This window comes from Pseudoalteromonas sp. K222D, assembly GCF_017653575.1.
Classification (GTDB): domain Bacteria; phylum Pseudomonadota; class Gammaproteobacteria; order Enterobacterales; family Alteromonadaceae; genus Pseudoalteromonas; species Pseudoalteromonas nigrifaciens.
Genome location: NZ_JAGGDL010000008.1, coordinates 36618 through 60421, shown reverse-complemented (window position 1 = coordinate 60421; position 23804 = coordinate 36618). Strand labels below are relative to the sequence as shown.

Annotated in this window: 21 protein-coding genes and 2 tRNA genes; 7 read left to right on the top strand and 16 right to left on the bottom strand. The window is 40.6% G+C overall.

Translation table 11 applies throughout. The features are described 5' to 3' along the window. Positions 1-59 precede the first annotated feature (59 nt). From J5X91_RS06320 to J5X91_RS06305, 4 genes are all read right to left on the bottom strand, one after another. Complete coding sequence (locus J5X91_RS06320) at positions 60-854, bottom strand: LuxR C-terminal-related transcriptional regulator (protein WP_011329064.1); 795 nt, start codon at positions 852-854, stop codon at positions 60-62. 32 nt (positions 855-886) lie between these two features. Then, entirely contained in the window at positions 887-1888 is a 1002-nt protein-coding gene (locus tag J5X91_RS06315; RefSeq protein WP_011329065.1) for a fatty acid desaturase, read from the bottom strand. Positions 1889-2082: 194 nt separating this feature from the next. Then, positions 2083-3384: a M20 family metallopeptidase gene (locus J5X91_RS06310; protein WP_208834263.1), complete on the bottom strand. Its 1302-nt coding sequence runs from the start codon at positions 3382-3384 to the stop codon at positions 2083-2085. Positions 3385-3635: 251 nt separating this feature from the next. Next, positions 3636-5894 (bottom strand): nitric-oxide reductase large subunit, encoded by a 2259-nt coding sequence (locus J5X91_RS06305; protein ID WP_086993231.1) that lies wholly within the window; start codon positions 5892-5894, stop codon positions 3636-3638. A 302-nt stretch (positions 5895-6196) separates the two neighbouring features. Between J5X91_RS06305 and J5X91_RS06300 the strand changes: the two genes are divergently transcribed. Then, entirely contained in the window at positions 6197-6646 is a 450-nt protein-coding gene (locus tag J5X91_RS06300; RefSeq protein WP_011329069.1) for an Rrf2 family transcriptional regulator, read from the top strand. Between the two features lie 245 nt (positions 6647-6891). Here the strand turns inward: J5X91_RS06300 and J5X91_RS06295 are convergent. After that, positions 6892-6976 (bottom strand) — tRNA-Leu (locus tag J5X91_RS06295). Between the two features lie 272 nt (positions 6977-7248). Here J5X91_RS06295 and J5X91_RS06290 point away from each other — a divergent pair. Continuing rightward, the gene (locus tag J5X91_RS06290; protein ID WP_208834262.1) at positions 7249-7743 is read left to right on the top strand and encodes an RDD family protein; all 495 of its coding nucleotides are present in this window, start codon (positions 7249-7251) and stop codon (positions 7741-7743) included. Between the two features lie 111 nt (positions 7744-7854). Here the strand turns inward: J5X91_RS06290 and lptG are convergent, their stop codons facing one another. Together lptG and lptF are read right to left on the bottom strand one after the other, a co-directional pair. Next, positions 7855-8922, bottom strand: coding sequence for an LPS export ABC transporter permease LptG (gene lptG / locus J5X91_RS06285; protein WP_089368699.1), 1068 nt, complete (start codon positions 8920-8922; stop codon positions 7855-7857). Next, entirely contained in the window at positions 8919-10031 is a 1113-nt protein-coding gene (gene lptF, locus J5X91_RS06280) for an LPS export ABC transporter permease LptF (RefSeq protein ID WP_011329072.1), read from the bottom strand. The genes lptG and lptF overlap by 4 nt, the downstream gene beginning before the upstream one ends. Before the next feature lie 304 nt (positions 10032-10335). Between lptF and pepA the strand changes: the two genes are divergently transcribed. From pepA to J5X91_RS06265, 3 genes are all read left to right on the top strand, one after another. Continuing rightward, positions 10336-11847: a leucyl aminopeptidase gene (gene pepA, locus J5X91_RS06275; RefSeq protein ID WP_011329073.1), complete on the top strand. Its 1512-nt coding sequence runs from the start codon at positions 10336-10338 to the stop codon at positions 11845-11847. Positions 11848-11998: 151 nt separating this feature from the next. Beyond that, the gene (locus tag J5X91_RS06270; protein WP_058374054.1) at positions 11999-12445 is read left to right on the top strand and encodes a DNA polymerase III subunit chi; all 447 of its coding nucleotides are present in this window, start codon (positions 11999-12001) and stop codon (positions 12443-12445) included. A gap of 60 nt (positions 12446-12505) precedes the next feature. Next, entirely contained in the window at positions 12506-15361 is a 2856-nt protein-coding gene (locus J5X91_RS06265) for a valine--tRNA ligase (RefSeq protein WP_182684578.1), read from the top strand. 126 nt (positions 15362-15487) lie between these two features. Here the strand turns inward: J5X91_RS06265 and J5X91_RS06260 are convergent, their stop codons facing one another. After that, complete coding sequence (locus J5X91_RS06260; protein WP_208834261.1) at positions 15488-16729, bottom strand: outer membrane protein transport protein; 1242 nt, start codon at positions 16727-16729, stop codon at positions 15488-15490. A 283-nt stretch (positions 16730-17012) separates the two neighbouring features. On the opposite strand from J5X91_RS06260, the gene J5X91_RS06255 reads away from it, so the two are divergent. Continuing rightward, positions 17013-17336 carry a hypothetical protein gene (locus J5X91_RS06255; protein WP_041454548.1) on the top strand — a complete coding sequence of 108 codons (324 nt, stop codon included), beginning with the start codon at positions 17013-17015 and terminating at the stop codon, positions 17334-17336. Here J5X91_RS06255 and J5X91_RS06250 read toward each other — a convergent pair. The 6 genes from J5X91_RS06250 to J5X91_RS06225 form a co-directional block, all read right to left on the bottom strand. Next, positions 17296-18510 carry an HD domain-containing phosphohydrolase gene (locus J5X91_RS06250; protein WP_208834260.1) on the bottom strand — a complete coding sequence of 405 codons (1215 nt, stop codon included), beginning with the start codon at positions 18508-18510 and terminating at the stop codon, positions 17296-17298. The two genes, J5X91_RS06255 and J5X91_RS06250, sit on opposite strands and share 41 nt — an antisense overlap. Before the next feature lie 103 nt (positions 18511-18613). Further along, positions 18614-18835, bottom strand: a complete 222-nt coding sequence (locus J5X91_RS06245; RefSeq protein ID WP_041454550.1) for a Rho-binding antiterminator — start codon at positions 18833-18835, stop codon at positions 18614-18616. Positions 18836-18894: 59 nt separating this feature from the next. Further along, positions 18895-18969, bottom strand: a tRNA-Arg gene (locus J5X91_RS06240). 210 nt (positions 18970-19179) lie between these two features. Further along, complete coding sequence (locus tag J5X91_RS06235; protein WP_208834259.1) at positions 19180-19986, bottom strand: phosphotransferase; 807 nt, start codon at positions 19984-19986, stop codon at positions 19180-19182. Positions 19987-19993: 7 nt separating this feature from the next. Beyond that, the gene (pnuC, locus tag J5X91_RS06230) at positions 19994-20617 is read right to left on the bottom strand and encodes a nicotinamide riboside transporter PnuC (protein WP_041454551.1); all 624 of its coding nucleotides are present in this window, start codon (positions 20615-20617) and stop codon (positions 19994-19996) included. Positions 20618-20658: 41 nt separating this feature from the next. Further along, positions 20659-20910 (bottom strand): hypothetical protein, encoded by a 252-nt coding sequence (locus J5X91_RS06225; RefSeq protein ID WP_011329082.1) that lies wholly within the window; start codon positions 20908-20910, stop codon positions 20659-20661. Between the two features lie 94 nt (positions 20911-21004). On the opposite strand from J5X91_RS06225, the gene J5X91_RS06220 reads away from it, so the two are divergent. Then, the gene (locus J5X91_RS06220; protein WP_011329083.1) at positions 21005-21244 is read left to right on the top strand and encodes a DUF2960 domain-containing protein; all 240 of its coding nucleotides are present in this window, start codon (positions 21005-21007) and stop codon (positions 21242-21244) included. A gap of 13 nt (positions 21245-21257) precedes the next feature. On the opposite strand, the gene alr is transcribed toward J5X91_RS06220, so the two are convergent. Together alr and dnaB are read right to left on the bottom strand one after the other, a co-directional pair. Then, positions 21258-22337 carry an alanine racemase gene (gene alr / locus J5X91_RS06215; RefSeq protein WP_041454553.1) on the bottom strand — a complete coding sequence of 360 codons (1080 nt, stop codon included), beginning with the start codon at positions 22335-22337 and terminating at the stop codon, positions 21258-21260. Next, positions 22337-23716, bottom strand: a complete 1380-nt coding sequence (gene dnaB / locus J5X91_RS06210; protein WP_041454554.1) for a replicative DNA helicase — start codon at positions 23714-23716, stop codon at positions 22337-22339. Before dnaB ends, alr begins: the two co-directional genes overlap by 1 nt. Positions 23717-23804 lie beyond the last annotated feature (88 nt).

Below are 23804 nucleotides of genomic sequence, written 5' to 3'. Positions count from 1 at the left end.
CGCTGTTTAACGGTGCGAAAGTAGTATTAAGGCAAGGCAAATATTTATGCTAACTAATCTTACTCGCTAGTGATTAAGTGGTTTAAAAACAGCTGAAAAAACTCACTCAACGAAGACACTTTTAATTGTGCGTAAATACGTTTACGGTGGTTTTTAACTGTACCTAAGGTGATATTTAATTGCTTAGCAATATCGTTAGAGTCGCAGCCTTGCACTAATAGCATAGCTATTTGTCGCTCGCGGGTGGTAAGTTGCTCGTTGGCAAAGGTAGCTAAGCCACGCTCAATTAATTGCCCTGTAGCTGTGGTAGTTAAAGGCCCAAGCAATAATAAGTTATTGCCCCAATGTTGGCGGCATAATGCTTTTATAAGGCTAAAATGAGCTATTAAGGTGCTTTTTTGTGCGGCGCTAAAGCGCTGTTTGCTTTCTAAAAAGCCTAAATAAATAACAATCCAGCGGCTCTCATCTGTGCGCACACTTATACTTAGTTCATCTACCCAACCGGTTTCGTTATAAAACTGTTGCTGGTATTGGGTATAAGCTGCTAAATCTTTATTTGCACTGATATCGACTAACCGATACACACCTTCATGGCCACTTTTTGACAGTTCAATATAAAAGGGATCGTTAATAAACGAATTGGTTAAATAGCGCTGAAACAATAACTCGCGTCGAGTATCTATCGAGTCGTATAAATAAATGGGGTGTTTATGGGCTCTACAGCCTAAAATCACCGCGCAGTCAAATTGCACTAAATGAGCAATGTAATTAACTATTTTTTGTGCAAAACCAGTTGAATTGATTGCTTCAACACATTGCGCAATTAGCTCATTTTCAGTGGGTTTTGCAATCATTACTGCCACGGTGTTTTAGTTAAATTAAAAGTTTAATTGGCGTTAGCATTATAAAAATTTGCCTGTTTAATACTGGCAAAATCATTAAAACGCACGCCATGTTCGCGCATTACATTTAGCACTTTTTTACTTAGCATTTGGCGTAAATAAAATGGCTGATTTGGCACAAAGTGATGAATACTATGGGTTTTACCAAAGTTAAAACAAAACAAGTGAAACGGCATAAATACCCGACTGGTTAACACATGGGTTTGCTCCAGCATATTGGTTACACCGCCATAGTAATGCATGCACGAGGTAACAAAATTTAGCGAGCTCGAGCGCACAATATTAGGCACAATTAACACCACCATTAAAAACTCAAATAGCGACATAGTGCTTAATAACCAAGCCGGCGAGCTTTGTGCAAGCCCAGTAAATAAATTAACGCCATGAAATATAATTACGCTGTATAAAACAATAAAGTAAGCGGTGGTAATAGGAAAACCGGCATTAAATATCTTAAAAAAGTGAAAGCCTTTAATTTCTTTAGAAAAACGTTTGGCGTTAATTAATAAGCCTAATAAGCCATCCACAATAACCAACGCGCGTAACAAAGGATTTTTAATACCGTTACCCACTAAGCGCTCTTCTAGGTCTTGTTGTGTGCCTGAAGTTTTATGATGGTGTAAATGTAACTTACGACGATACCAAGGGCTGATAGTATTAGGGCGCATTAACCACACGGTTAGCATCATAAAATTATGCATAAATGGCTGATTACTAAAATACTGTTTATGAATTAAATCATGCTCTAACTCATGCGAAATAGATGCAGCCATAGCAGCTAAAATAATACATAACCACGCAGGAATAATGGCTAAATAATATAAAAAGCCAACTCCAACTAATGCCCCAAGAGATAACAGTAAAATAACCAATCCCAAGGTATTTTGATGCGTTAATAATGGATGCTTAGCGCGTAGCTTCGCCTCTTCAGCCTTAATAGCTTTAACAATGGCTTGAATATTTTCTTTTGCACTTAAATGAGTCATAAATTACAACCGATCAATTATGTTGGGGCGGATAATACCCGAACTGGTAAAAAAAACACCTTTGAGAGTACTTTCTTATGCTCTTTGATACTAGTTGCTAATGCTTTTACACGCTAATTACTGCAAAAACAACACGGGCGCCTCTTCTATTAGCGCCCGTAATTTATTTAATCCTAGCGTGAGCTAAGTTTATGTTAGTTTTTTTGCTGTGCAGCTAAATAGTCAATCGCCAGCTGGCTCATTGCTTTAGTGCCCACTTTAAGCGTTGACTCGTCAACATAAAAATACGGCGAATGGTTGGTTGGTGCTGTTTTTACATCTTGCCCTGTTGGCGTGCCGCCTAAAAACAAAAATAAACCCGGTACTTGCTGCGCATAAAAAGCAAAGTCTTCTGCGCCGGTTACTTTTGGCACATCAAACAGGTTATCTTTACCTACTATATTTTTAAGTGTTGGCAACATTTGCGCGGTAAGCTCTGGGTTATTCACCGTTACTGGGTAACCTTTAAAAATATTTACCTGTGCTTCGGCTCCCGACGCTTTAGCAATATGCGTAGCTGTAGTGGTTAATTTTTCAAAAATTTGTTGGCGGTTATCCATATCAAAATTACGAATAGTGCCTACCATTTCTACACTATCGGGAATAATATTGTTACGTACGCCGCCGGCTATTTTACCAAACGAGATAATGGCAGGCTCTTTAGTTATATCTATTTGACGACTAACAATATGATTAACCCCTGAGACAATTTGTGCAGCAACTGAAATAGGATCGACCCCACCCCAAGGCGATGAACCATGTGTTTGCTTACCTTTTACCGTTATTTCGAAGCGATCGGCACTGGCCATAATTGGGCCACTACGATAACCAATTTGGCCGCTGTTTAATCCCGCCATAACATGAATGCCAAACGCCACATCGGGTTGATACTTTTTAAATATCCCCTCTTTTAACATTAACTCAGCTCCGCCCTCTTCGCCTTGTGGCGCGCCTTCTTCTGCTGGCTGAAACACAAACATAATATCGCCGTGTAATTCATTTTTTACAGCGGCTAATACTTCAGCTGCACCCATTAGCATAGCCACATGCGTGTCGTGCCCACAGGCATGCATAACCCCAACATCAACCCCATTATACTTGGTAGTTACCAGTGATTTAAAAGGCACATCGGCTTTTTCGGTTACTGGCAGTGCATCCATATCGGCACGCAGCATTACTGTTGGCCCCGGCTTACCGCCTTTTAAAACCCCCACTACACCTGTGTAAGCAATGTCAGTTTCAACCTGCATCCCTAAGGCTTTTAAATGGCGTGCTACAATCGCAGCGGTGCGTGTTTCGCGGTTACTTAACTCAGGGTGCTGATGAAAATCGCGACGCCATTCAATCACCTTATCTTCAACCTGATTTATCTGTTTATCGATATTAATATTGGCACTGGCATTAAATGCCCCTAGGCTTGCTAAGCCAATAGCTAATGAGATTAATGAGCGTTTCATCTGTGTTCCTTTTTATTATCTGCCTTTAGCAACACTGTGCAGTGCTGTTATAGAAAATTTTGACGTGAGTAAGTAGATAATGCGCAATGTACTGAGCAATACAAATAATTACCCAGCTATTTTGAGTTATTATGCAAAACATTTAATAAACTACATAGTAACTAAAACTCACTAGAGTAAAAACACCAATAAAAAATGACGCTGTTTAGCGTCATTTTTGTTTAACTTTATTTTATATATTTACAATATAACTAGGGCGTTTTAACTGCTTTTTCTGGCGAGCTAAATACACCTTTAACAACTTGCCAAGTAACCGCTAATGCGCCCACCATAAATACTACATCACCAATGGTGCGCACCCAGCGTAGCGTTACCAAAGTATCGCTTTGCATTAATGCTTCGCTACGTGCATACCAAAGCCCCTCTGATGCGCTGGCAACAAATTGAATAATACCAACCGGTAATAAACTAGTGAATAGCATTAACGCTAGCCCTATATTCATCCACCAAAAAGAGGTTTTCATTAAGCCTTCATCAAATTTTAAATGCGGGCGAATGTATCTTAATATGAGTAGTGTAAAGCCCAGCGCTAAAAAGCCATAAACGCCAAACAAAGCTGCATGAGCATGTGTTGCTGTGGTATTAAGTCCTTGAATGTAATACAAAGCAATTGGTGGGTTGATCATAAAGCCCAGCACACCTGCACCTAACATATTCCAAAATGCAACGGCTACAAAATACATTATTGGCCATTTAACATTTTCCATCCAAGGCGCACGCGTTTTTAATTTATAATGCTCCCATGCTTCATGACCAAGCACTATAAGTGGTACTACTTCAAGCGCACTAAAAGTTGCACCTACAGCCATAACGGGTGTAGTTGTACCCGAAAAGTACAAGTGATGGAAAGTCCCCGGAACACCGCCTAACATAAACAACGAAGCCGACGCTAACGAAGCCACTGTAGCCATACGTTTAGACACTAAACCCATATTAAAAAATATAAAGGCCAGTGCTGTTGTGGCAAATACTTCAAAGAAACCTTCTACCCATAAATGCACAATCCACCAGCGCCAATATTCCATTACTGAAATATGCGTACGCTCGCCGTAGAAAAAACCCGCACCATAAAATAAGCCAATCGCAATTACCGACAGCATAAATAAAACCAGTAAGTTTTTATCACCCTCTTTATTTAAAGTGGGTGTAATACAACGCATCATTAATACTAACCACAGCAATATTCCAACAAATTTACCAATTTGCCATAGTCGTCCTAAATCAATGTATTCATAGCCCTGATGGCCTAACCAAAAGTTTAGTTCTGGCGGCATTATTTGCGCAATTGCTAAGTACTGACCAATAAACGAGCCAACTACTACCAATACTAACGCCCAAAACAATACATCAACACCCAGCTTTTGAAACTTAGGATCTTCGCCACCATTAATAATTGGGGCTAAAAATAAACCAGCCGCTAAAAAGCCTGTTGCAATCCAAAATAACGCCGACTGAATATGCCAAGTTCGCACTAAACTATAGGGGAACCATTCAGAGGTTTGCACGCCATAAAAGCCCTGCCCTTCAACGGTATAATGAGCGGTAAATGCCCCTACAAATATTTGAAAGGTAAACAAAGCTACAATTAAAAATAAGTATTTACCTAAAGATTTTTGCGAAGGCGTTAAGTTAAAAGATAAAATAGGATCTGTTTTTGGCACGATTGGCTCTTCGTCATCCTGCCTGCGTAAAAATGCCCACGCCCACACTAATGCTCCAATTCCTGCAACCAGTAACACAATACTGACCAGCGACCATACTATGTTTTCGGTAGTGGGTTTATTATCAATTAACGGCTCATGCGGCCAGTTATTGGTATAGGTTGCATTCCCATCTAAACGCTCAGTAGATGCCGCCCAAGCCGTCCAAAAGAAGAACTCGTTTAAACGTGCCCTGCGCTCAGCACTGGGCAAAGTAACTTCTTTCATTGCATAGTTAGCACGGGTTTGCTGCAGCTCAGCTGCACCACCAAACAACGCATTATAATAATCACTGGTTTGCGCTATTGCCTGCATACGTCGCGACGACAAGCTCACAGTGTTGGTTTTTGTATTATAAGTATTTGTTCTATAATCTTTTTTAAGATCATAGCGCAGCATATGCTGTTGCTGCTCATTGAGTTCATCGTATGCTGTGCCAAATTGATCTTCTGCAGCTAAATTTAACCAACTCACTAACTCGCGATGCAACCAGTCAGCTGTCCAATCTGGCGCTTGATAAGCTCCATGCCCCCAAACCGAACCTAATTGCATGCCACCAACAGATTGCCACGCAGTTTGCCCGTCAAGTATTTGCTCTTCTGTGGTTAACACTTTGCCACTTTCTGATACAAACGCGGCTGGTATTGGCGGTGCTTCACGGTAAATTTCTGTGCCGTAGTAACCTAATAATGAAAAGGTGACTGCGACGACCCCTAAAAGGGCCCACCATAACCTTTTATATTCTCTCATTGCTATCCCCCTGACGATTACGCATATCGCTACTCTCCATAGGTACTTTATTATGTTGAAATAAATGTTTATTTTTACAAAATTGCTTTTTTATTTCGTAAGTAACCAAACCACGACTAAAATTAGCATTATTACCAGTTATTATTGGCTCATAGTTAACATACACCTAAACATGCAAACAAAATGCATGTTTAGATCAATAAAAGTAACGTTAATTAATAACCAGCCTGTAATTAATAAAAAAGTACTGTAGAGCTAATAAATTAAATATATAATTTAATTTATTAGCAAAAGGCCAACAGATGAATATTTCTCGTTTTACCGACTACTCATTACGCGTACTTATTTACCTCGCTATAAATAAAAATACTAACGAAATTAAAACAATAAAAGAGATAGCTGAATGCTATGGCGTATCTAAAAACCACTTAATGAAGGTGGTGCAACAATTAAGTGCACAAGGCTATATAAATAGTACCCGAGGAAAAAATGGTGGGATCAAACTAAATCACGCTGCAGAACAAATAAACATAGGCCAATTAGTTAGATCTTTTGAGGGGAAGTCTGCATTAGTAGAGTGCTTTGGTGAAAATAACTTTTGTATTATTACACCAGCATGCCAACTCAAAAAAGTACTTTCACACGCAATAGAAAGCTTTTTTAATTGCTTAGATCAGTACACCTTGGCCGATTTAATAAACGGCCCAAATAAAGCGGTATTAAGTAAAATACTGATCACATCAGATTATTAGAGTAATCATGCTTTAAATAAAGTAGTCATTACAAGACAACTTCTGTGCTGCTTGCCTTTATTATTTTCTGTAGACATAAAAAACCCCTGCTAAATCTAACAGGGGCTATAAAAAGTGGCATCTGCGGCCGGACTTTAACTTATAACAGCGGTACTCCCGCGTGCTGCTCGCGTGCCGCTCGAGTCCGTCAACTCAAATTTTAGGCATAAAAAAACCCCGACCAATTTGATCGGGGCTATAAAAAGTGGTACCAGCGGCCGGACTCGAACCGGCACGCCTTTCGGCAGGGGATTTTGAATCCCCCATGTATACCAATTTCATCACGCTGGCATAATTTTTCTTTAACCTTCTAAATACCAGAAGATAAAGAAAAACCACTTTAGAGCTTAGGTTTATAAAACTGCCTTCGTCTCTATGCTAAGCATTATACAATCAATAAAGGTAGCGGCAAGCGTTTTATGACATAAGTACAATCAACCGCTTAACAATTAAGCAACCATTAACATTTAACTCTGTGCAGCACTTTAATGCCTTACTGAAGAGGTAGTATTTACCAGCCTATTTGCTAAACTAGCGCGCATATTAATAGTGAGAGTATATTTATGTTGAATGAATTTCCACGAGCTGGCTTTTGGCGTCGTTTGGCGTCGTTAATTTATGATGCCTTGGTCGTAATTTCTTTATCTATGCTTACTGCCATACTCTACTTTGCAGTCATTCAGCTACTAACGTCTTTAGATATGATAGTTAAAACTGACGATCCTGCTGCTTTAATACAAGACTCTACGTTACTCTCTGGTATTAGAAGTGCGTTGTTTGTTGGAGTAAACGTATTCTTTTTTGCTTATTTTTGGACTAAAAGCGGGCAAACCATTGGCATGCGCGCATGGCGCTTAAAAGTACAAACTCTAGATGGGCAACTTATTAGCTGGCCGCAAGCAATAGTTCGCAGCGTTAGTGCATTACTTGGTTTAGGTAATTTAGTGGTATTGGTTGATTTTAAAAATAAAAAAGCTTTGCAAGATTATCTTTCTAAAACCGAAGTTATTACACTCACCAAAGAAGAAAACAAGCGTATTTACCGTGAGCTTGATTAATTAAAAGTAATACACTGTAATTTATAAGCACAAAAAAGCGTGGCACTTTTATAAAGTAGCCACGCTTTTTTGTTTCAAGGTATTTTTGTAACTACCTTTTTATAACTAGTTTTATGCGCGTTTATTCATTAAGTAAGCAGCAAAGCCGGTGAATATAATACTAGGCACTACAGCGCCAATAAACGCAGGTATTTGATACACCATAACCACAGGACCAAATATTTCGTTGGTTAGATGAAACACTATACCCGTAACTACGCCCATTATAATACGTGCACCCATAGTGACGGTACGCAACGGGCCAAATATAAACGACAGTGCAACTAGCAACATTACGGCTATAGATATTGGCTGCATAAGTTTGCGCCAAAGCGCGAGTTCATAGGTGCTGGTATCTTGATCGTTTTGCTCTAAATAGTCTAAGTAAGACCATAACCCAGTAAACGATAGCGACTCAGGTTTAACCGACACCACACCCAGCTTTTCAGCAGTAAGTTGTGATGGGTAAAACTCCTCAGGCACTTGCTCTGTAGTAATAAGCTCATCACTTATTTTTACTTTATTGACGCCGCGCAGTAACCAGCCGTTTTCGCGACTTAGCGCATCTTTTGCCTTCGTTATTTGTGTAAGCGATAGCGACTGATCAAAGTGGTACATATGTACACCATTTAATTTACCATTTTGATCTACATCTTCTATATTTATAAAGTTATTGCCGTCTTTTGCCCATACGCCTTTTTGCGCATTAAAAACATCGCCACCATGAATTGCCTGGTTACGCATTTCTTTAGCTTGTAATTGCGCCTCGGGTACTCCCCACTCGCCTAATGCCATCATACATAGCGCCATAAATACGGCGGTTTTCATTACCGAGCTTATAATTTGTAAGCGCGACATACCTGCAGCGTGCATTACCACCAGCTCGCTGTTTGAGGCAAGCGCTCCTAACCCAGTTAAGCCACCAATGAGCGCGGCCATCGGAAAAAACACCACTAAATCGCCCGGTATTGTGTAAAGCGTGTAGAGCATCGCGGTCATTAAATCGTAACTACCACGGCCAACTGACTTTAACTGGTCGATAAATTTAATTAAGGTGCTAATGCCTACCAGTACCAATAATGCAAAGCCGGTGGTTTGTAAAATGCTGCGACCTAAATACCAATCAAGGGTTTTCATCATGCGCCCAACTCCCGCTTAGTAATTACCGCTTTAAGCCAAGCGCCAAGTGGTCGCCCTTTAATTATTAATAGTCCGCCAATAAATAAGGCACTTAAGTGAATCCACCAAAGGCCAATAGAGGGAGGTATTTTGCCATCTTCAACAGCAAATTTAGCAGCGTTAAGTAAAATAAAATAACCTAAGTACAAACTAATTGCCGGCACTAACTTAGCAAATTTACCTTGGCGTGGATTAACCACACTTAACGGTACTGCTAATAGTGTCAGCAGTGGAATAGAAAGCGGTATAGCAATACGCCATTGCCACTGCGCGGTTGCCTCTGGAGTGTTAAGTGCCAACAATTGATTAGTAGGAATTGCTTCTAACTTACGGCGTTGGTGCTCTATTTCTTGCTCACGTATTTGTACACTATAACCGTCAAACTCGGTTAAATTGAGCGCCGGCGTTAAGCCATCAGTTTCATAGCGTTTGCCGTCGCTAAGAACGAGTTGTTGTTCGCCATTTTGCGCTTCAATTACAACACCTTGCTCTGCATAAACTAGGCGTGCAAGGTTGTCTTTTTCGCTATCGGGGAGTTGTGCTACAAATACTTTATTAAGCTCTTTTCCACCGTTTTCAATGTTATGAATAAACACCACGGCTTTTTCGTTACCGGTTTGCTGAAAGCGACCTGCCCTTAATGCAGATAATCCCGCATCGGCTTTAGCTTGCTCTTTTAATTGATACTCTTGCTCGCTTGCCCAAGGGGCAACATGCATGGTGAGCGCGGCGGCTAAAATAGCCAACCCCACACTTGATATAAGCGTCACTCTAACCACATACCATTCACTTACACCACAGGCTTTAAGTACTGTCATTTCGCTATCGGCGTAGATACGGCTGTAGGCCAAAATTATGCCTAAAAATATACTCAACGGTAAAATTAACGAGGCTAACTGCGGCAATTTAAGTGCGATCATCGATAGCACTAATTTAGCAGGAATACTACCCTCAGAGGCATCGCCTAAAATACTAACTAACTTTTGCGACAAAAAAATGGTCATCAAAGTTAAAAATACGGCGACCTGCGATTTTAAAACCTCAGCAGTCAAATAACGAAAAATAAGCAATAGTCGCCCCTGTTAAACATGGTGTGTCACTGCAATAGTGAAAGTTTATAGTTAGTCATGATTTTACTCAGCGTTGCCGAGTATAGATCTAATATTATAAGCCATGAAAATTAATTATCCTACCTAACAACACGATATAATGTTGCATTAGTGACCCTTAAGCAGATAAAGTTCAATTACACAGTAAGAGTCGGGCAAAATCAGCTAAGATTAGAGCTACACCTAAATAATTTAGGTATATAAGACTAAAAATATTTTTAGTTTCTGCTTAGCTTCTAAAGATGACTCAAAATCAGGAGTGACAATGGAATTTAACGTAAAAAGTGGTAGCCCAGAAAAACAACGTAGCGCATGTATTGTAGTTGGTGTATACGAGCCTCGTCGGTTATCCCCCATTGGTGAACAACTCGATAAAATCAGTGATGGTTATATCTCAAACTTACTTCGCCGAGGTGACCTAGAAGGAAAGCCGGGCCAAGTTTTATTATTGCATCATGTACCAAACATCTTAAGCGAGCGCATATTGCTTGTAGGGTGTGGTAAAGAGCGCGAGCTTGACGATAAGCAATATAAACAAATTATTTCTAAAACAATTAATACCTTAAACGACACCGGCTCTATGGAAGCGGTATGCTTTTTAACAGAGCAACACGTTAAAGGTCGCGATACCTACTGGAAAGTGCGCCAAGCAGTAGAAACCACTCAAGATTGTTTATACACCTTTAATCAATTAAAAAGTAAAACAGTAGACCCACGTCGTCCACTGCGTAAAATGGTGTTTAATGTTCCAACGCGTCGCGAGCTAACTATAGGCGAAAGCGCTATTGAGCATGGTTTAGCTATTGCTGCCGGTAGTAAGCTATGTAAAGACGTAGCAAATATGCCACCTAATATTTGTAACCCTGCGTATTTAGGCGAGCAAGCACAACAGCTAGCAACTAATTTTGACAACATTACTGTTGATCTAATCGGCGAAGAGCAAATGGCTGAGCTAGGTATGAACTCTTACTTAGCTGTTGGTCGCGGTAGTGTGAACGAATCGGTTATGTCGGTAATTAACTACAAAGGCGGCGCAGATGATCAAGCTCCTATCGTATTAGTTGGTAAAGGCTTAACCTTCGATTCGGGCGGTATTTCATTAAAACCTGGCGAAGGCATGGACGAAATGAAATACGACATGGGCGGTGCTGCAGGTGTTATTGGTGCAATGCGTGCACTGGCACAAATGCAGTTACCTATTAACGTGATTGGTATTTTAGCCGGCTGCGAAAATATGCCGGGGCCAAATGCATATCGCCCAGGTGACATTTTAACCACTATGTCGGGACAAACCGTTGAAGTATTAAATACTGATGCCGAAGGGCGCTTAGTATTATGTGATGCACTAACCTATGTAGAGCGTTTTGAGCCAGAAACCGTTATTGATGTAGCCACATTAACAGGTGCTTGTATTGTAGCACTAGGCGCACATGCAACCGGTTTACTTTCTAACCACAACCCGCTTGCGCATGAGTTGTTAAAAGCATCGGAGCAAAGTGGCGACCGTGCATGGCAACTACCGCTATGGGACGACTATCAAGATCAACTAGAGAGCCCATTTGCCGACTTTACTAACTTAGGGGGCCGTGCAGCTGGTACTATTACCGCAGCGTGTTTTTTATCTAAGTTTACTAAAAAGTACAACTGGGCACATTTAGATATTGCAGGCACGGCATGGCGCAGTGGCGCTAAAAAAGGCGCAACAGGCCGCCCTGTTCCTATGCTTACTCAATATTTATTAAATAGAGCCGGCGTAAACGAAGCCGCTCAAGATTAAGCATACCGCTTAGCTACTTATTAAGGCGCCGTTTGGCGCCTTATTTATTTGGGTATTAATTGAAGCAAAACCCGTTATATGGCAAAATCAGCCTCTTAATTTATGTGTATTACCTAGCTACACATTCAATGTCATGGGAAACCCCGATACAATGAACATGAACGCCCAATTTTTCGTTCTAAAGCAACAAGATGAGTCGCTGGCTAAGCCTGATGATCATTTTGCTTTGGCGGCTCAAATTGCCGCTGATCAGTATCGGCTTGGCCAACGTGTATTTATTTGTGTAGATAACGAAAATACCGCCTTTGCCATTGATGAAACACTTTGGGCATTTGATCCCGACAGTTTTGTACCTCATAACCTACAAGGTGAAGGCCCAAAAGGCGGCGCACCGGTAGAAATTGGTACTACGCCCCCTGTTGGCAATCGTAAAGTTTTAATTAACTTGGCTAATAACTTACCGGATTTTATTCGCCGCTTTAACCAAGTTTTTGATTTTGTACCCGTAGAAGCCGTTGCTAAACAAGCAGCTCGCGAGCGTTTTAAAAAGCTACGCCAACTCGGTGCCAACATCACCACGCAAGATATTAATAACTAAAAACACTTTTAGTAAAATAGCTAACCAACTAATTTAAGTACTTATTTAAGGTTCTGTGTAATGGATAAAACCTACAATCCGCAAGATATTGAACAGTCTCTATACCAAGGCTGGGAAGAAAAAGGCTACTTTAAACCATCTGGCCAAGGCGTCCCGTATTCAATTATGATCCCGCCGCCAAATGTCACTGGTAGCTTACACATGGGCCACGCTTTCCAAGACACCATAATGGATACCTTAACGCGCTTTAAACGTATGCAAGGTAACAACACATTATGGCAAGTAGGTACTGACCACGCAGGTATTGCAACGCAAATGTTGGTTGAGCGTAAGCTGCATGCTGAGGAAGGCAAAACACGCCACGATTTAGGTCGCGAAGATTTTATTAATAAAATCTGGGAATGGAAAAAAGAATCTGGCGGCACAATCACTAAACAACTTCGTCGTCTTGGCGCATCGGTTGATTGGGATCGTGAACGTTTTACCATGGACGATGGCCTATCTGAAGCCGTTAAAGAAGTGTTTGTACGCCTGCATAAAGAAAATCTAATTTACCGTGGCAAACGCCTAGTAAACTGGGATCCTAAATTACACACTGCTATTTCTGATCTTGAAGTTGAAAACAAAGACAAGCAAGGCCACATGTGGAACTTACGTTACCCACTAGCCGACGGTGTTAAAACTCAAGATGGTAAAGACTACATAGTAGTAGCAACAACCCGCCCAGAAACTATGTTGGGCGACTCGGGTGTTGCAGTAAACCCTGATGACGAACGCTACTTAGATTTAATTGGTAAAGAGATTTTATTACCCATTGTTAATCGCCGTATTAAAATTGTAGCCGATGAACATGCCGATAAAGATAAAGGCACGGGCTGTGTAAAAATAACCCCAGCGCACGACTTTAACGATAACGAAGTAGGCAAGCGTCACAAAATGCCGATGATCAACATTTTCGATAAAGACGCCGCTATTCTTACTCAAGGCGAAACCTACAGCTTTGATGGCAAAGAACTTGAGTTTGATGCACCAATTCCTGAGCGCCTACACGGGCTTGACCGTTTTGCTGCGCGTAAAGCGATTGTAGCTGAATTTGAAGAACTAGGCTTACTTGAAAAAATTGAAGATCATGGTTTAACCGTTCCTTACGGCGACCGCTCGGGTGTGGTAATTGAGCCACTACTTACCGACCAATGGTATGTACGCGTTGCACCACTTGCAGAGCCAGCTAAAGAAGCGGTTAAAAACGGCGACATTCAATTTGTACCTAAACAATACGAAAACATGTACTTTTCGTGGATGAACGACGTACAAGATTGGTGTATTTCACGCCAGCTTTGGTGGGGCCACCGCATTCCAGCTTGGTACGACAGCGAAGGCAACGTATTTGTTGGTCGCGATGAAGCTGAAGTACGCCGCGAAAATAACATTGCAGACAGCGTAACACTAAGCCAAGACGAAGACGTACTTGATACCTGGTTCTCATCAGCGCTTTGGACGTTCTCAACTCAAGGTTGGCCTGCAAACACTGATGATTTAAAAACCTTCCACCCGTCTGACGTGCTGGTAACTGGTTTTGATATTATTTTCTTCTGGGTTGCGCGTATGATCATGATGACGCTGCACTTTATAAAAGACGAAAATGGTAAACCACAAGTGCCGTTTAAAACCGTGTATGTAACTGGTTTAATACGTGACGACAACGGCGATAAAATGTCTAAGTCAAAAGGTAACGTACTTGACCCACTAGACATGATTGACGGCATTGAACTTGAAGAGTTAGTACAAAAGCGTACTGGTAACATGATGCAGCCAAAACTTGCTGCTAAAATCGAAAAAGATACGCGTAAAGTATTTGCAGGCGGTATTGAAGCACACGGCACCGATGCCCTTCGCTTTACGCTTGCAGCAATGGCCTCTACCGGTCGCGATATTAACTGGGACATGAACCGCCTTGAAGGCTACCGTAACTTCTGTAACAAACTATGGAACGCGAGTCGTTACGTATTAATGAACACAGAAGAGCAAGACTGTGGTTTTGCAACCGATGCACAAAAAGAGTTGTCGTTAGCCGATCGTTGGATTTTAGGCCAATTTGAGTCAACTGTTAAAAGTTATACTGAGCATTTAGATAATTACCGCTTTGACTTAGCTGCTAACACCCTGTACGAGTTTACTTGGCACCAATTTTGCGATTGGTACTTAGAACTAACTAAACCGGTATTATTTAAAGGCAGTGAAGCACAGCAACGCGGTACACGTAATACACTAATTACCGTACTTGAAAGCTTGTTGCGTTTAATGCACCCAATGATGCCATACATCACCGAAACTATTTGGCAACGTGTAGCACCACTTGCAGGCCTTGAAACAGAGAACACCAGTATTATGGTACAACCATTCCCTGTTTATAATGCAGCTAGCGTTGATGCCAAAGCAATGGACGATTTAGAGTGGGTTAAACAATTCATTTTAGCAATTCGTAACATTCGTGGTGAAATGGACATTAGCCCAAGTAAGCCGCTTAGCGTATTACTTGCAAATGCTTCGAGCGACGACGTGCGCCGCATTGAGGAGAACAACTCATTTTTAGCATCACTTGCAAAAATTGAAGAGTTCACCATGCTCGAAAATAAAGATGATGCGCCTGCGTGTGCAGCGTCTTATGTTGGTAATCTTGAAATTATGATCCCAATGGCGGGTTTAATTGACGTAGAAGCCGAGCTTTCACGTATTAATAAACAACTCGAAAAAGCCGAAAAAGGCCTAGCACAAGTGCAAAATAAACTCGCTAACGAAAAATTTGTTAACAACGCACCAGAAGCTGTACTTGCTAAAGAAAATGCCAAACTAGCTGAGTTTAGCGATGCTAAAACTAAGCTACTTGAGCAAAAAGCAAAAATAGAAAGCTTATAATTTAGTTTCCGGGCATTAGCCCGGAACATTTATATAGGCATTAAAAAGCCGCGCTATGTAATTTCATAGCGCGGCTTTTTTGTGGCTCTAGGCTCTAGGCTCTAGGCTCTAGGCTCTAGGCAAGCATTAAAACGTATAGTTGTACTGAGCACCTAATAGGATCGCATGACCTTTTGATTCAAACGAGAAACCATCTTCAGTAAAGTTTTGTGTTTTACCACGTAGTACACTCACACCTAAATCAAAGTCTGAATGTTGATCAATTGCGTAGTTACCACCAAATGAGAACCAAAAGCGGTCTGTATCTGGAATAGAAATCGACATATGGTTTTTATCAGCTGGTGACTCATCAAACGCAACACCGGCACGTAATAATAAGTCTTCGTTTAACTGGTAGTCACCGCCAATTGCATAACGCATTGAGTCTGAGAAGTTTTCTTCTTTAGTAAATGCTGGCGTTGGGGCACCTACTTCAGCTTCTAGCTTGTCGAAGCTACTCCAACCTGTCCACATTACACTGTAGTGTAAGCCCATTTTATCATCTAACTGATGAGAACCCGAAAATTCAGCAATTGCTGGCAACGTGATTTCAACACTACCAGGAATTGACACGCCATTGGTACCACCTAATCTTGGCGGTAACTGGCTTGAAAACTCACCCTCAAAGGTAATATCTGTTTCGCTGCGGTAATTAAAACCAAAACGACTGTTTTCATCTAGTTGGTACATAGCACCAATATTCCAGCCAAAACCGTAGTCATCACCTTCTAAATGAACCGCTTGCGTTTGTGCTGGTATTTGGTAAGGGTTAGCACCTACATTACGAATAATTTTGGCATCAGCGTAAATAGCATTTAGACCAAGGCCAACACTAAACTGCTCGTTCACTTTATACGAAGCACTGACATTCATATTAACAGTTACAATTTCTGTTTCACCACCAAGGCTGCCTGCAGCATAGTCATCACTAAACTCTGTAGCTAAGCCAAAGTTTGAAAACGCACCAAAGCCAACAGACACTTTATCGTTAACTGGCATGGTAAAGTAACCCGCAGGTACAATTGCATTAGGGGCAATGCTGTCATCATTTAATGCTGATGCCGGAACACCCGCTGGAGCACCCTCGCCTTTTAAGCTTACATCTGGAAGTACAGCAATACCCGCCACTGATATTTGTTTTTCTTTAAATAGTGACATTAATGCTGGGTTACGAGCTACTACAGACGCATCGTCTGCGATTGAAGCTTCACCTGCATAGGCACGACCGAGTCCTGAGGCATTTTGCTCAGATAACTGAAATGCTGCAGCAAAACTATCTGCTGAAACAAGTACCAGCGACGCTGCGATTAGAGTTTTAGTAAATTTCATTGTTGTTTCCTTAACCAAACTTATTGTTTGGGTAGCTATGTGTGTTGTTATTAGGATTTCAAACCTGATCACACTACATTAATTTTTTATAAAAAACTCTACAAACACGTCAAAAAACAGTAAAAAACACGTTTTTTAACGACCATTTAACAACTTATTAAAACTCATCGGACTAGAAGTGTGCTATTAGAGCACAAGCTCTAATTGTAATTGATTCTCATTTGAATTGACTTGAAATGCGCTGCAATCTACACTCTCTATAAAACGATGATGAGAGAAAACGGTGAGCATTTTACTTATTTTGACTGGGCTTATTTTTTGTGGCGCAAGTGTATTTTGTTTTTATAAAGCAAACTATTGTGCGTGTACTCGTGCTGGGCAATGTGACAATCCAGTTAATCACTTTTGGTTGGCGGCTATTACTTGTGCATTAATCTCGCTAACATTTTGCTGTTTAGCGCTGCATGTAGAGCTTGGTACTTTATTGTGGTTAATATTAATGGCAAGTTGCTTTTTAGGTGCGTTTATTTCGGCTAAACAAAGCCAAAAACGCAAATGTACTAACGCTATAAAAGTAAGTGCTCTTTTAATAAACGAGACAAGTTAATCTGATAATCAAGGGGCTTAACACTGGCAATAATTTTAAGCTCTTGGCTCAGGTCGCTCAAATCAATATCTTTTGGCGTAACATGGTGGCCATGCTTCGCATTATAAAATAGTTTAACTTTAGGTTTAATGGGATTAAGGTTATTGCCCTCAAGTACCAGTGCTAAACGTTCATTGGTCAGCTTTACAATAGTACCTACCGGATGCACACCCAAACATTTAATAAAGTGTTGTACTAATTCAGCGTCAAACAGTTGTTTGTTAGCGAGCAAATAACGCAGTGCGTTTATTGGCTCGTCACCGACTTGGTGAGGCCTATCTGCTGTTATCGCGTCATACACATCTACAATAGCCATTATACGTGCAGGGCGACTTAATTTCTCTGCATTAAGGCCTCGCGGATAACCCGAACTATCTAATCGCTCATGATGATTCACTATCATATCAAGCATTAACGGTGTGATCCCTTTTTCGCCTTTAACTAAACCTAAACTTTGTACAACATGTTTTTTTATTGCTGCAAACTCATTATTAGTGACTTTAGTCTGCTTTGATAATATACCCTGCGGCACCTTTGCCTGTCCTAAATCATGCAGCAATGCCCCCATTGCAAGCTGCTGCACAGTAGGCTCTTCATAGCCTAAGTATTTAGCAAATACTGCTGCAAAAATGGCGCAGTTGATCATATGACGCCAATTATAGCTGTGTTTGTCTTTAAGGCGGGTAAGAATGGTCATTGCATTGGGGTTTCTAAATACCGATGCCACTATTTCACCGGCAATTTCATCCAACACATTTATATTAAGCGCAAGCCCTGCTGTTAAGTCACCGTATAAAGCCTGTATTTTGCGATTATGCTGCTCATAGCTTACGCTCGCTTTTGCAAACTCTTGCTCTACCGATATAGCGACAGCAGCTTTAGCTGGCTTTTCTTGGCTGCTAGCTACTTTAGCTTTATTTTTCGGTTTGTATTTGGCGGGTATCTCAACATCACTTTTAGTAAAATCAATGAGTAGCTCTAGCACCCCTTCTGTTACTAAACGCTTAATTATTGACTTATCACGCACTAGTCCACTGGTTTTGATTTTTATACTACTAATGCTTTCATGCTGCTTGGTAACATTGTCAACAAACATGCCAGGGACAAGCTCAGATATAGGTAAAGTGATAAGCATAAGTGTGGGAGGTTCTACAATTATAAGGCGTGTCTCTTAAATAGCACTTTTTAACCTTAAATGTCTACTTTTAAAGTTTTTACTAGTAATAAATAGCTACAAACTAAGCGAGTGAAATCGTTTTAATTTTATCTAGCCGTATTTTTATTATTTTGTTTGTTGGCTCTTGCAGCACCAAAAACTCGCCTTCGCCTTTAATATTTTCTAAGGTTTTAGCAACACCCACTAAGGTTTGGGTATCTAATGTGATAGCCACTTTATTTGCACGCATGCAATAAAGCTCAAGCTGATCGTAGTCGCCACATTTAATTGGTAGATAAGTCATGTTGAATATTTTTTAAAGGATAATACTAAAAGTTAGCAAGTGTATTAGAGGAATGCAAATGGCGCTCTCGGTAGGGATCGAACCTACAACTCAGCCTCCGGAGGGCCACGTGATATCCATTTCACCACGAGAGCACATTTGTTGCCGCCACATCAACTCGCGATATCAATGCTTTGGCATGCGTAATGATAAAGACATCTAAAGGTAAATGCTAGCGCCATTCGTTCATATGCTTATTATTTAAACGCTTTTAAATAAAAGACTTAGTGGTAGCTGGTAAATCAGCTATTTGTTGCTAAAAACCAGGTGGGCTACTAGCTTAAATTAGCCACTTAAGAGATAAGTTAATGTTGCAGCGCTATCAATGCGTCTAATTGCGCGCACAGAGGCATCACTTTTTCATTTATTGAGCGATCGCTATACCAGCAAACACACAGTACTAAAAACACTACTTGATAATACTCTAGCTTATTAATAGAGCAGTAAAAACGTTGCGAAAGCGGTAACTGCTGTTGATAGGTTTTAAGTAACTGTTGCTTACCTTCCCTGTCTAGTTCAAAACTTACAGCTATTGCGGCTAAATCAAAGTAAACGTCGTTGGTTTTGGCGTACTCAAAATCGATTAAAAACATGCCTTGCGGGTTCTCTATGATGTTTTCTTTTACTAAGTCATTATGACAAAAGCCTTCATCACGTGGTAGCTTTTCTATTTCTGCTACCGCCACACTTACAGTTTGGCTATATTGTTGATATAACGCTGTATGTTGATAAAAATCCAGCTCTTGCTTTATATTCATCGCCTCGCTAACCACATTATGACAATGTAAACTAACCAACTTTTTAATTAGCTCAAGGGTATAATTGCTTTGGGCTGTGTCGCCTTCTATGTATTCAAAAATAGCGAGCCTGTTAGCTTTGTCTAACCAAAGTGGTTTAGGGCACAATTGCAGCTGTGCAAATCGAGCTTGTGCAGCTAAGCCTAATGTAGGCCAGTGATCGCGGTAACTTTTTAATAAATAAGCATACTGTTGATTATTTAGCGCAGCGCGCACTAAAAAGTTGTCATTGCTTAAACCACTATGTAATCGCTCACTACTAAGTAGTGTTAATTGTGCATTAAACCCGTTGATAATATCGCTAATTGACTGCATGAATGTCTTATAACTGCGCTATAGGTTTAGCTTGTTTTTGCTCGTACTCTTCGTACCAAGTTTTAAACCCCCACGCAGCCACTATGGTGTAAAAAATAAAGAGCGCGAGCGTTGGGTAGTAGCCTTTTTCGTAATATAAATACATAGACGCGGCATCTATTACAATCCAATACAGCCAATTTTCGAGTACTTTTTTTGCCACTAAATAAGTAGTAACTACCGCAAAACAGGTTGTAAAGCTATCAAGGTAAGCAAAGTCTGCATGGGTGTAATTTTTCATAAAGTAACCAATGGCAAGAGCAACTATGCTGGTCACTATTATCAATATTATATGACGATTCATTGACCATGAGGTAATACTTAAACTATCGTTGTTAGTTTTGCCTTTACGCCATACTAGCCAACCAAACACCGCCATATACATATAATAAAAATGCAGTAACGACTCCATTAATAACGCGCCATTCCAATACATAATAGTATAAATAAGGGTGCTAAAAAATGCGGCTGGCCAACACCATAAACTCTCTTTTATTGCTAATAATAAATAAGCCATAGACAGCCCCACTGCAATATACTCCCAATGCGACATTGCTGTAAAACCGCTTAAGGTTTGTGTTAAAAAATCCATATTGTGTGGTTCCGTGTTACTACTAATATGCATATTAGCCGTTATTGTGGAGACAAATCGCCAGATAGAAATTTACATACAAAAATAGCTTTACCAAACTCTTCATACGAGCGTTTAATTTCGGTACTTAACACTTGCATTACTAAATCGTAATCACCAAAAATTTGCGTTGATAAGGTATTAGTAATTACTTTTAAATTATCGTACTCGTTTAAGCGATCTATAAAGCCTTTTATAAACGGGATATAGTCTTGATGAAGTGGGTACTTGCTGATCTCTACTGTCAATTTCATTTTTATCTCTTTATTATTTCATTTTAAAAAATCATTCAATGGTGATTCAATACAGTGTAAAATCACCCTAATTCGCAATCGAAATGAGCTTAATATGGCACGCAGAATAACCTATACATTTAAAAACCAACCGCGCGAAATTAATTTCGCTAAAGATAAATACCACGACATGTATCAGGCAATTGCCGCCGCTGAGGGTATCGATCTTACTAATTATTTATCTATGGTACAGCAAATCGAAATGACTTCGAAAGGCTCAGCGTCGGTGCGTAATTTTCGCGACCAAGAGTTTGCCCGTATGGGCTTTAGCGATATTTACTTTATAAAAGAGTAATAGTACCAACAGTTTAACGCTGATACTGATAGCTTACCCTTGGTGTAATATTACACAATAACTCGTAAGGTATAGTATCGGCGCACTGGGCTATTTCTTCTACTGGTAGCTCAGGCCCCCACATAGTTACCTCGTCACCTACTTTAATATTATGTGTATTATTGCCTATATCTAAGGTGATCATATCCATAGCTACGCTACCTACAATACCATAACGCTGCTTATTTATTATTACCGGAGTGCCCGCCCTCGCATGGCGCGGATAACCATCACCATACCCCATAGCAACAACCGCTAACTGGGTCGGCTTATCACTTTGCCAACGCCCGCTGTAACCCACCGCTTCATGGGCAGCTACATTACGCACTGCAATTACTTTTGTGGTTAAGCGCATAACCGGCTCTAATTGATACGTTTTACCTGTGGTATTTGCCATAGGCGATACACCATAAAGCATTAACCCTGGGCGTACCCAATCACCGTGGCCACTTGGCCAAGCTAAAATACCGGCAGAATTTGATAAACAATGTGCCTGCTCAACGTTTTCTGCCAAGCGATTAAATAATGCTATTTGTTGCATTGTTTTACTGCTATCAACATCATCCGCGCACGAAAAATGGGTCATTAAATTAACCGTATTATTCGCATTGGCTGTTTTTTGTAAGCGATTATAAAACTCATCAAATTGCTCAGGTGCAATACCTAATCGATGCATGCCGGTATTTATTTTTAACCAGCAGTTTATAGGAGCCTCAAGCTGCGCATTTTCCAGTGCTGCTAATTGGTTTTCGTCATGAATAATGGTTTGAAAATTATTAGCTAATAAAATGGGTAAATCGGCTTCATCAAAAAAGCCTTCTAACAATACAATTGGCTTAGTTAAACCGCCAGCACGCAGTGCCAGCGCTTCATCTATACGTGCCACAGCAAATGCATCGGCATCGTTTAAGTGCTGCGCTATGGTTACTAAGCCATGCCCGTAGGCATTGGCTTTTAGCACTGCCATTACTTTGCTATTAGGCGCAAAGCTCTTAACTTGCGCAAGATTATGCGCAAGTGCTGTTAAGTTAATTTCGGCTATAGCTAGGCGCATTAATAATCGTCATCTACTGCTGGCCCCGCATAATTATCAAAGCGAGAAAATTGACCTTGGAAGGTTAAACGTACTTTACCAATAGGACCGTTACGTTGCTTACCTATGATTATTTCGGCAATACCTTTATCGGTACTGTCTTCGTTGTACACTTCATCACGATAAATAAACATGATTAAATCGGCATCTTGCTCAATAGAGCCCGACTCACGTAAATCTGAGTTAATTGGACGTTTATCGGCACGTTGCTCAAGCGTACGGTTAAGCTGCGAAAGCGCAACAACCGGACATTTTAGCTCTTTTGCTAATGCTTTAAGTGAACGTGAAATTTCGGCAATTTCAAGCGTTCGGTTATCAGCAAGGCTAGGTACTCGCATTAATTGCAAGTAATCGACCATAATCATACTAATACCACCATGATCGCGGGCAATACGTCGTGCACGAGAGCGTACATCAGTAGGTGTTAAGCCCGAGGCATCATCAACGTACATTTTGCCTTTTTCCATCAACAAACCCATGGTTGATGAAAGTCGTGCCCAATCGTCATCATCTAACTGACCAGTACGCACTTTAGTTTGGTTAATACGCCCAAGAGACGCCAACATCCTCATCATAATTTGTTCTGAGGGCATCTCTAGTGAGTAAATTAATACCGGCTTGTCTTGGGTCATTGCAGCATGTTCTGCAAGGTTCATCGCAAAAGTGGTTTTACCCATAGATGGACGTGCCGCAACTATAATTAAGTCAGATGGTTGCAAACCTGTGGTCATTTTATCAAGGTCGGCATAGCCGGTACTCACACCTGTTACACCGTCTTGCGGTGATTGATAAAGCTCTTCTATTTTATCAACTGTTTTTTCAAGTATGCTATGAATGCTTTGCGGGCCTTCATTGTTTTTTGTACGTTGCTCAGCAATTTTAAATACTTTACTCTCAGCAAAGTCGAGCAAATCGTGGCTGGTGCGCCCTTCGGTATTAAAACCTGCTTCGGCAATTTCATTTGCTACACCAATCATTTCACGTACCACAGCACGTTCGCGCACAATACTTGCGTAAGCGTCAATATTAGCAGCACTTGGGGTGTTTTTGGCTATTTCAGCTAAATAAGCAAAACCACCAATTCCTGCTAATTTATTATTTTTTTCTAGGCTCTCTGAAATAGTAATTAAATCGATCGGATCGCCAATTTCAGCAAGCGTTGTCATCGCTTCAAAAATAAGCTTATGCGTGCGGGTATAAAAATCCTGTGATACAACAAGCTCTGCTACGCGGTCAAATGCTTGGTTATCAAGCATTAAGCCACCTAAAACAGATTGTTCTGCTTCTATTGAATGGGGAGGAACTTTAAGGGTATCGACTTGCTTATCTCGTTTGGCCATGACTTCACAGTACTAAAATACAATGGTGCCTATTCTATCTACTTGCAGGGGCTGTGCAAATAGAAAAGCAGGAAATCTTTTCCTGCTT

Coding starts and splice junctions, on each gene's coding strand:
- J5X91_RS06320 (WP_011329064.1), bottom strand. CDS start 854: ATGATTGCAAAACCCACTGAAAATGAGCTAATTGCGCAATGTGTTGAA.
- J5X91_RS06315 (WP_011329065.1), bottom strand. CDS start 1,888: ATGACTCATTTAAGTGCAAAAGAAAATATTCAAGCCATTGTTAAAGCT.
- J5X91_RS06310 (WP_208834263.1), bottom strand. CDS start 3,384: ATGAAACGCTCATTAATCTCATTAGCTATTGGCTTAGCAAGCCTAGGG.
- J5X91_RS06305 (WP_086993231.1), bottom strand. CDS start 5,894: ATGAGAGAATATAAAAGGTTATGGTGGGCCCTTTTAGGGGTCGTCGCA.
- J5X91_RS06300 (WP_011329069.1), top strand. CDS start 6,197: ATGAATATTTCTCGTTTTACCGACTACTCATTACGCGTACTTATTTAC.
- J5X91_RS06290 (WP_208834262.1), top strand. CDS start 7,249: ATGTTGAATGAATTTCCACGAGCTGGCTTTTGGCGTCGTTTGGCGTCG.
- lptG (WP_089368699.1), bottom strand. CDS start 8,922: ATGATGAAAACCCTTGATTGGTATTTAGGTCGCAGCATTTTACAAACC.
- pepA (WP_011329073.1), top strand. CDS start 10,336: ATGGAATTTAACGTAAAAAGTGGTAGCCCAGAAAAACAACGTAGCGCA.
- J5X91_RS06270 (WP_058374054.1), top strand. CDS start 11,999: ATGAACATGAACGCCCAATTTTTCGTTCTAAAGCAACAAGATGAGTCG.
- J5X91_RS06265 (WP_182684578.1), top strand. CDS start 12,506: ATGGATAAAACCTACAATCCGCAAGATATTGAACAGTCTCTATACCAA.
- J5X91_RS06260 (WP_208834261.1), bottom strand. CDS start 16,729: ATGAAATTTACTAAAACTCTAATCGCAGCGTCGCTGGTACTTGTTTCA.
- J5X91_RS06250 (WP_208834260.1), bottom strand. CDS start 18,510: ATGCTTATCACTTTACCTATATCTGAGCTTGTCCCTGGCATGTTTGTT.
- J5X91_RS06245 (WP_041454550.1), bottom strand. CDS start 18,835: ATGACTTATCTACCAATTAAATGTGGCGACTACGATCAGCTTGAGCTT.
- J5X91_RS06235 (WP_208834259.1), bottom strand. CDS start 19,986: ATGCAGTCAATTAGCGATATTATCAACGGGTTTAATGCACAATTAACA.
- pnuC (WP_041454551.1), bottom strand. CDS start 20,617: ATGGATTTTTTAACACAAACCTTAAGCGGTTTTACAGCAATGTCGCAT.
- J5X91_RS06225 (WP_011329082.1), bottom strand. CDS start 20,910: ATGAAATTGACAGTAGAGATCAGCAAGTACCCACTTCATCAAGACTAT.
- J5X91_RS06220 (WP_011329083.1), top strand. CDS start 21,005: ATGGCACGCAGAATAACCTATACATTTAAAAACCAACCGCGCGAAATT.
- alr (WP_041454553.1), bottom strand. CDS start 22,337: ATGCGCCTAGCTATAGCCGAAATTAACTTAACAGCACTTGCGCATAAT.
- dnaB (WP_041454554.1), bottom strand. CDS start 23,716: ATGGCCAAACGAGATAAGCAAGTCGATACCCTTAAAGTTCCTCCCCAT.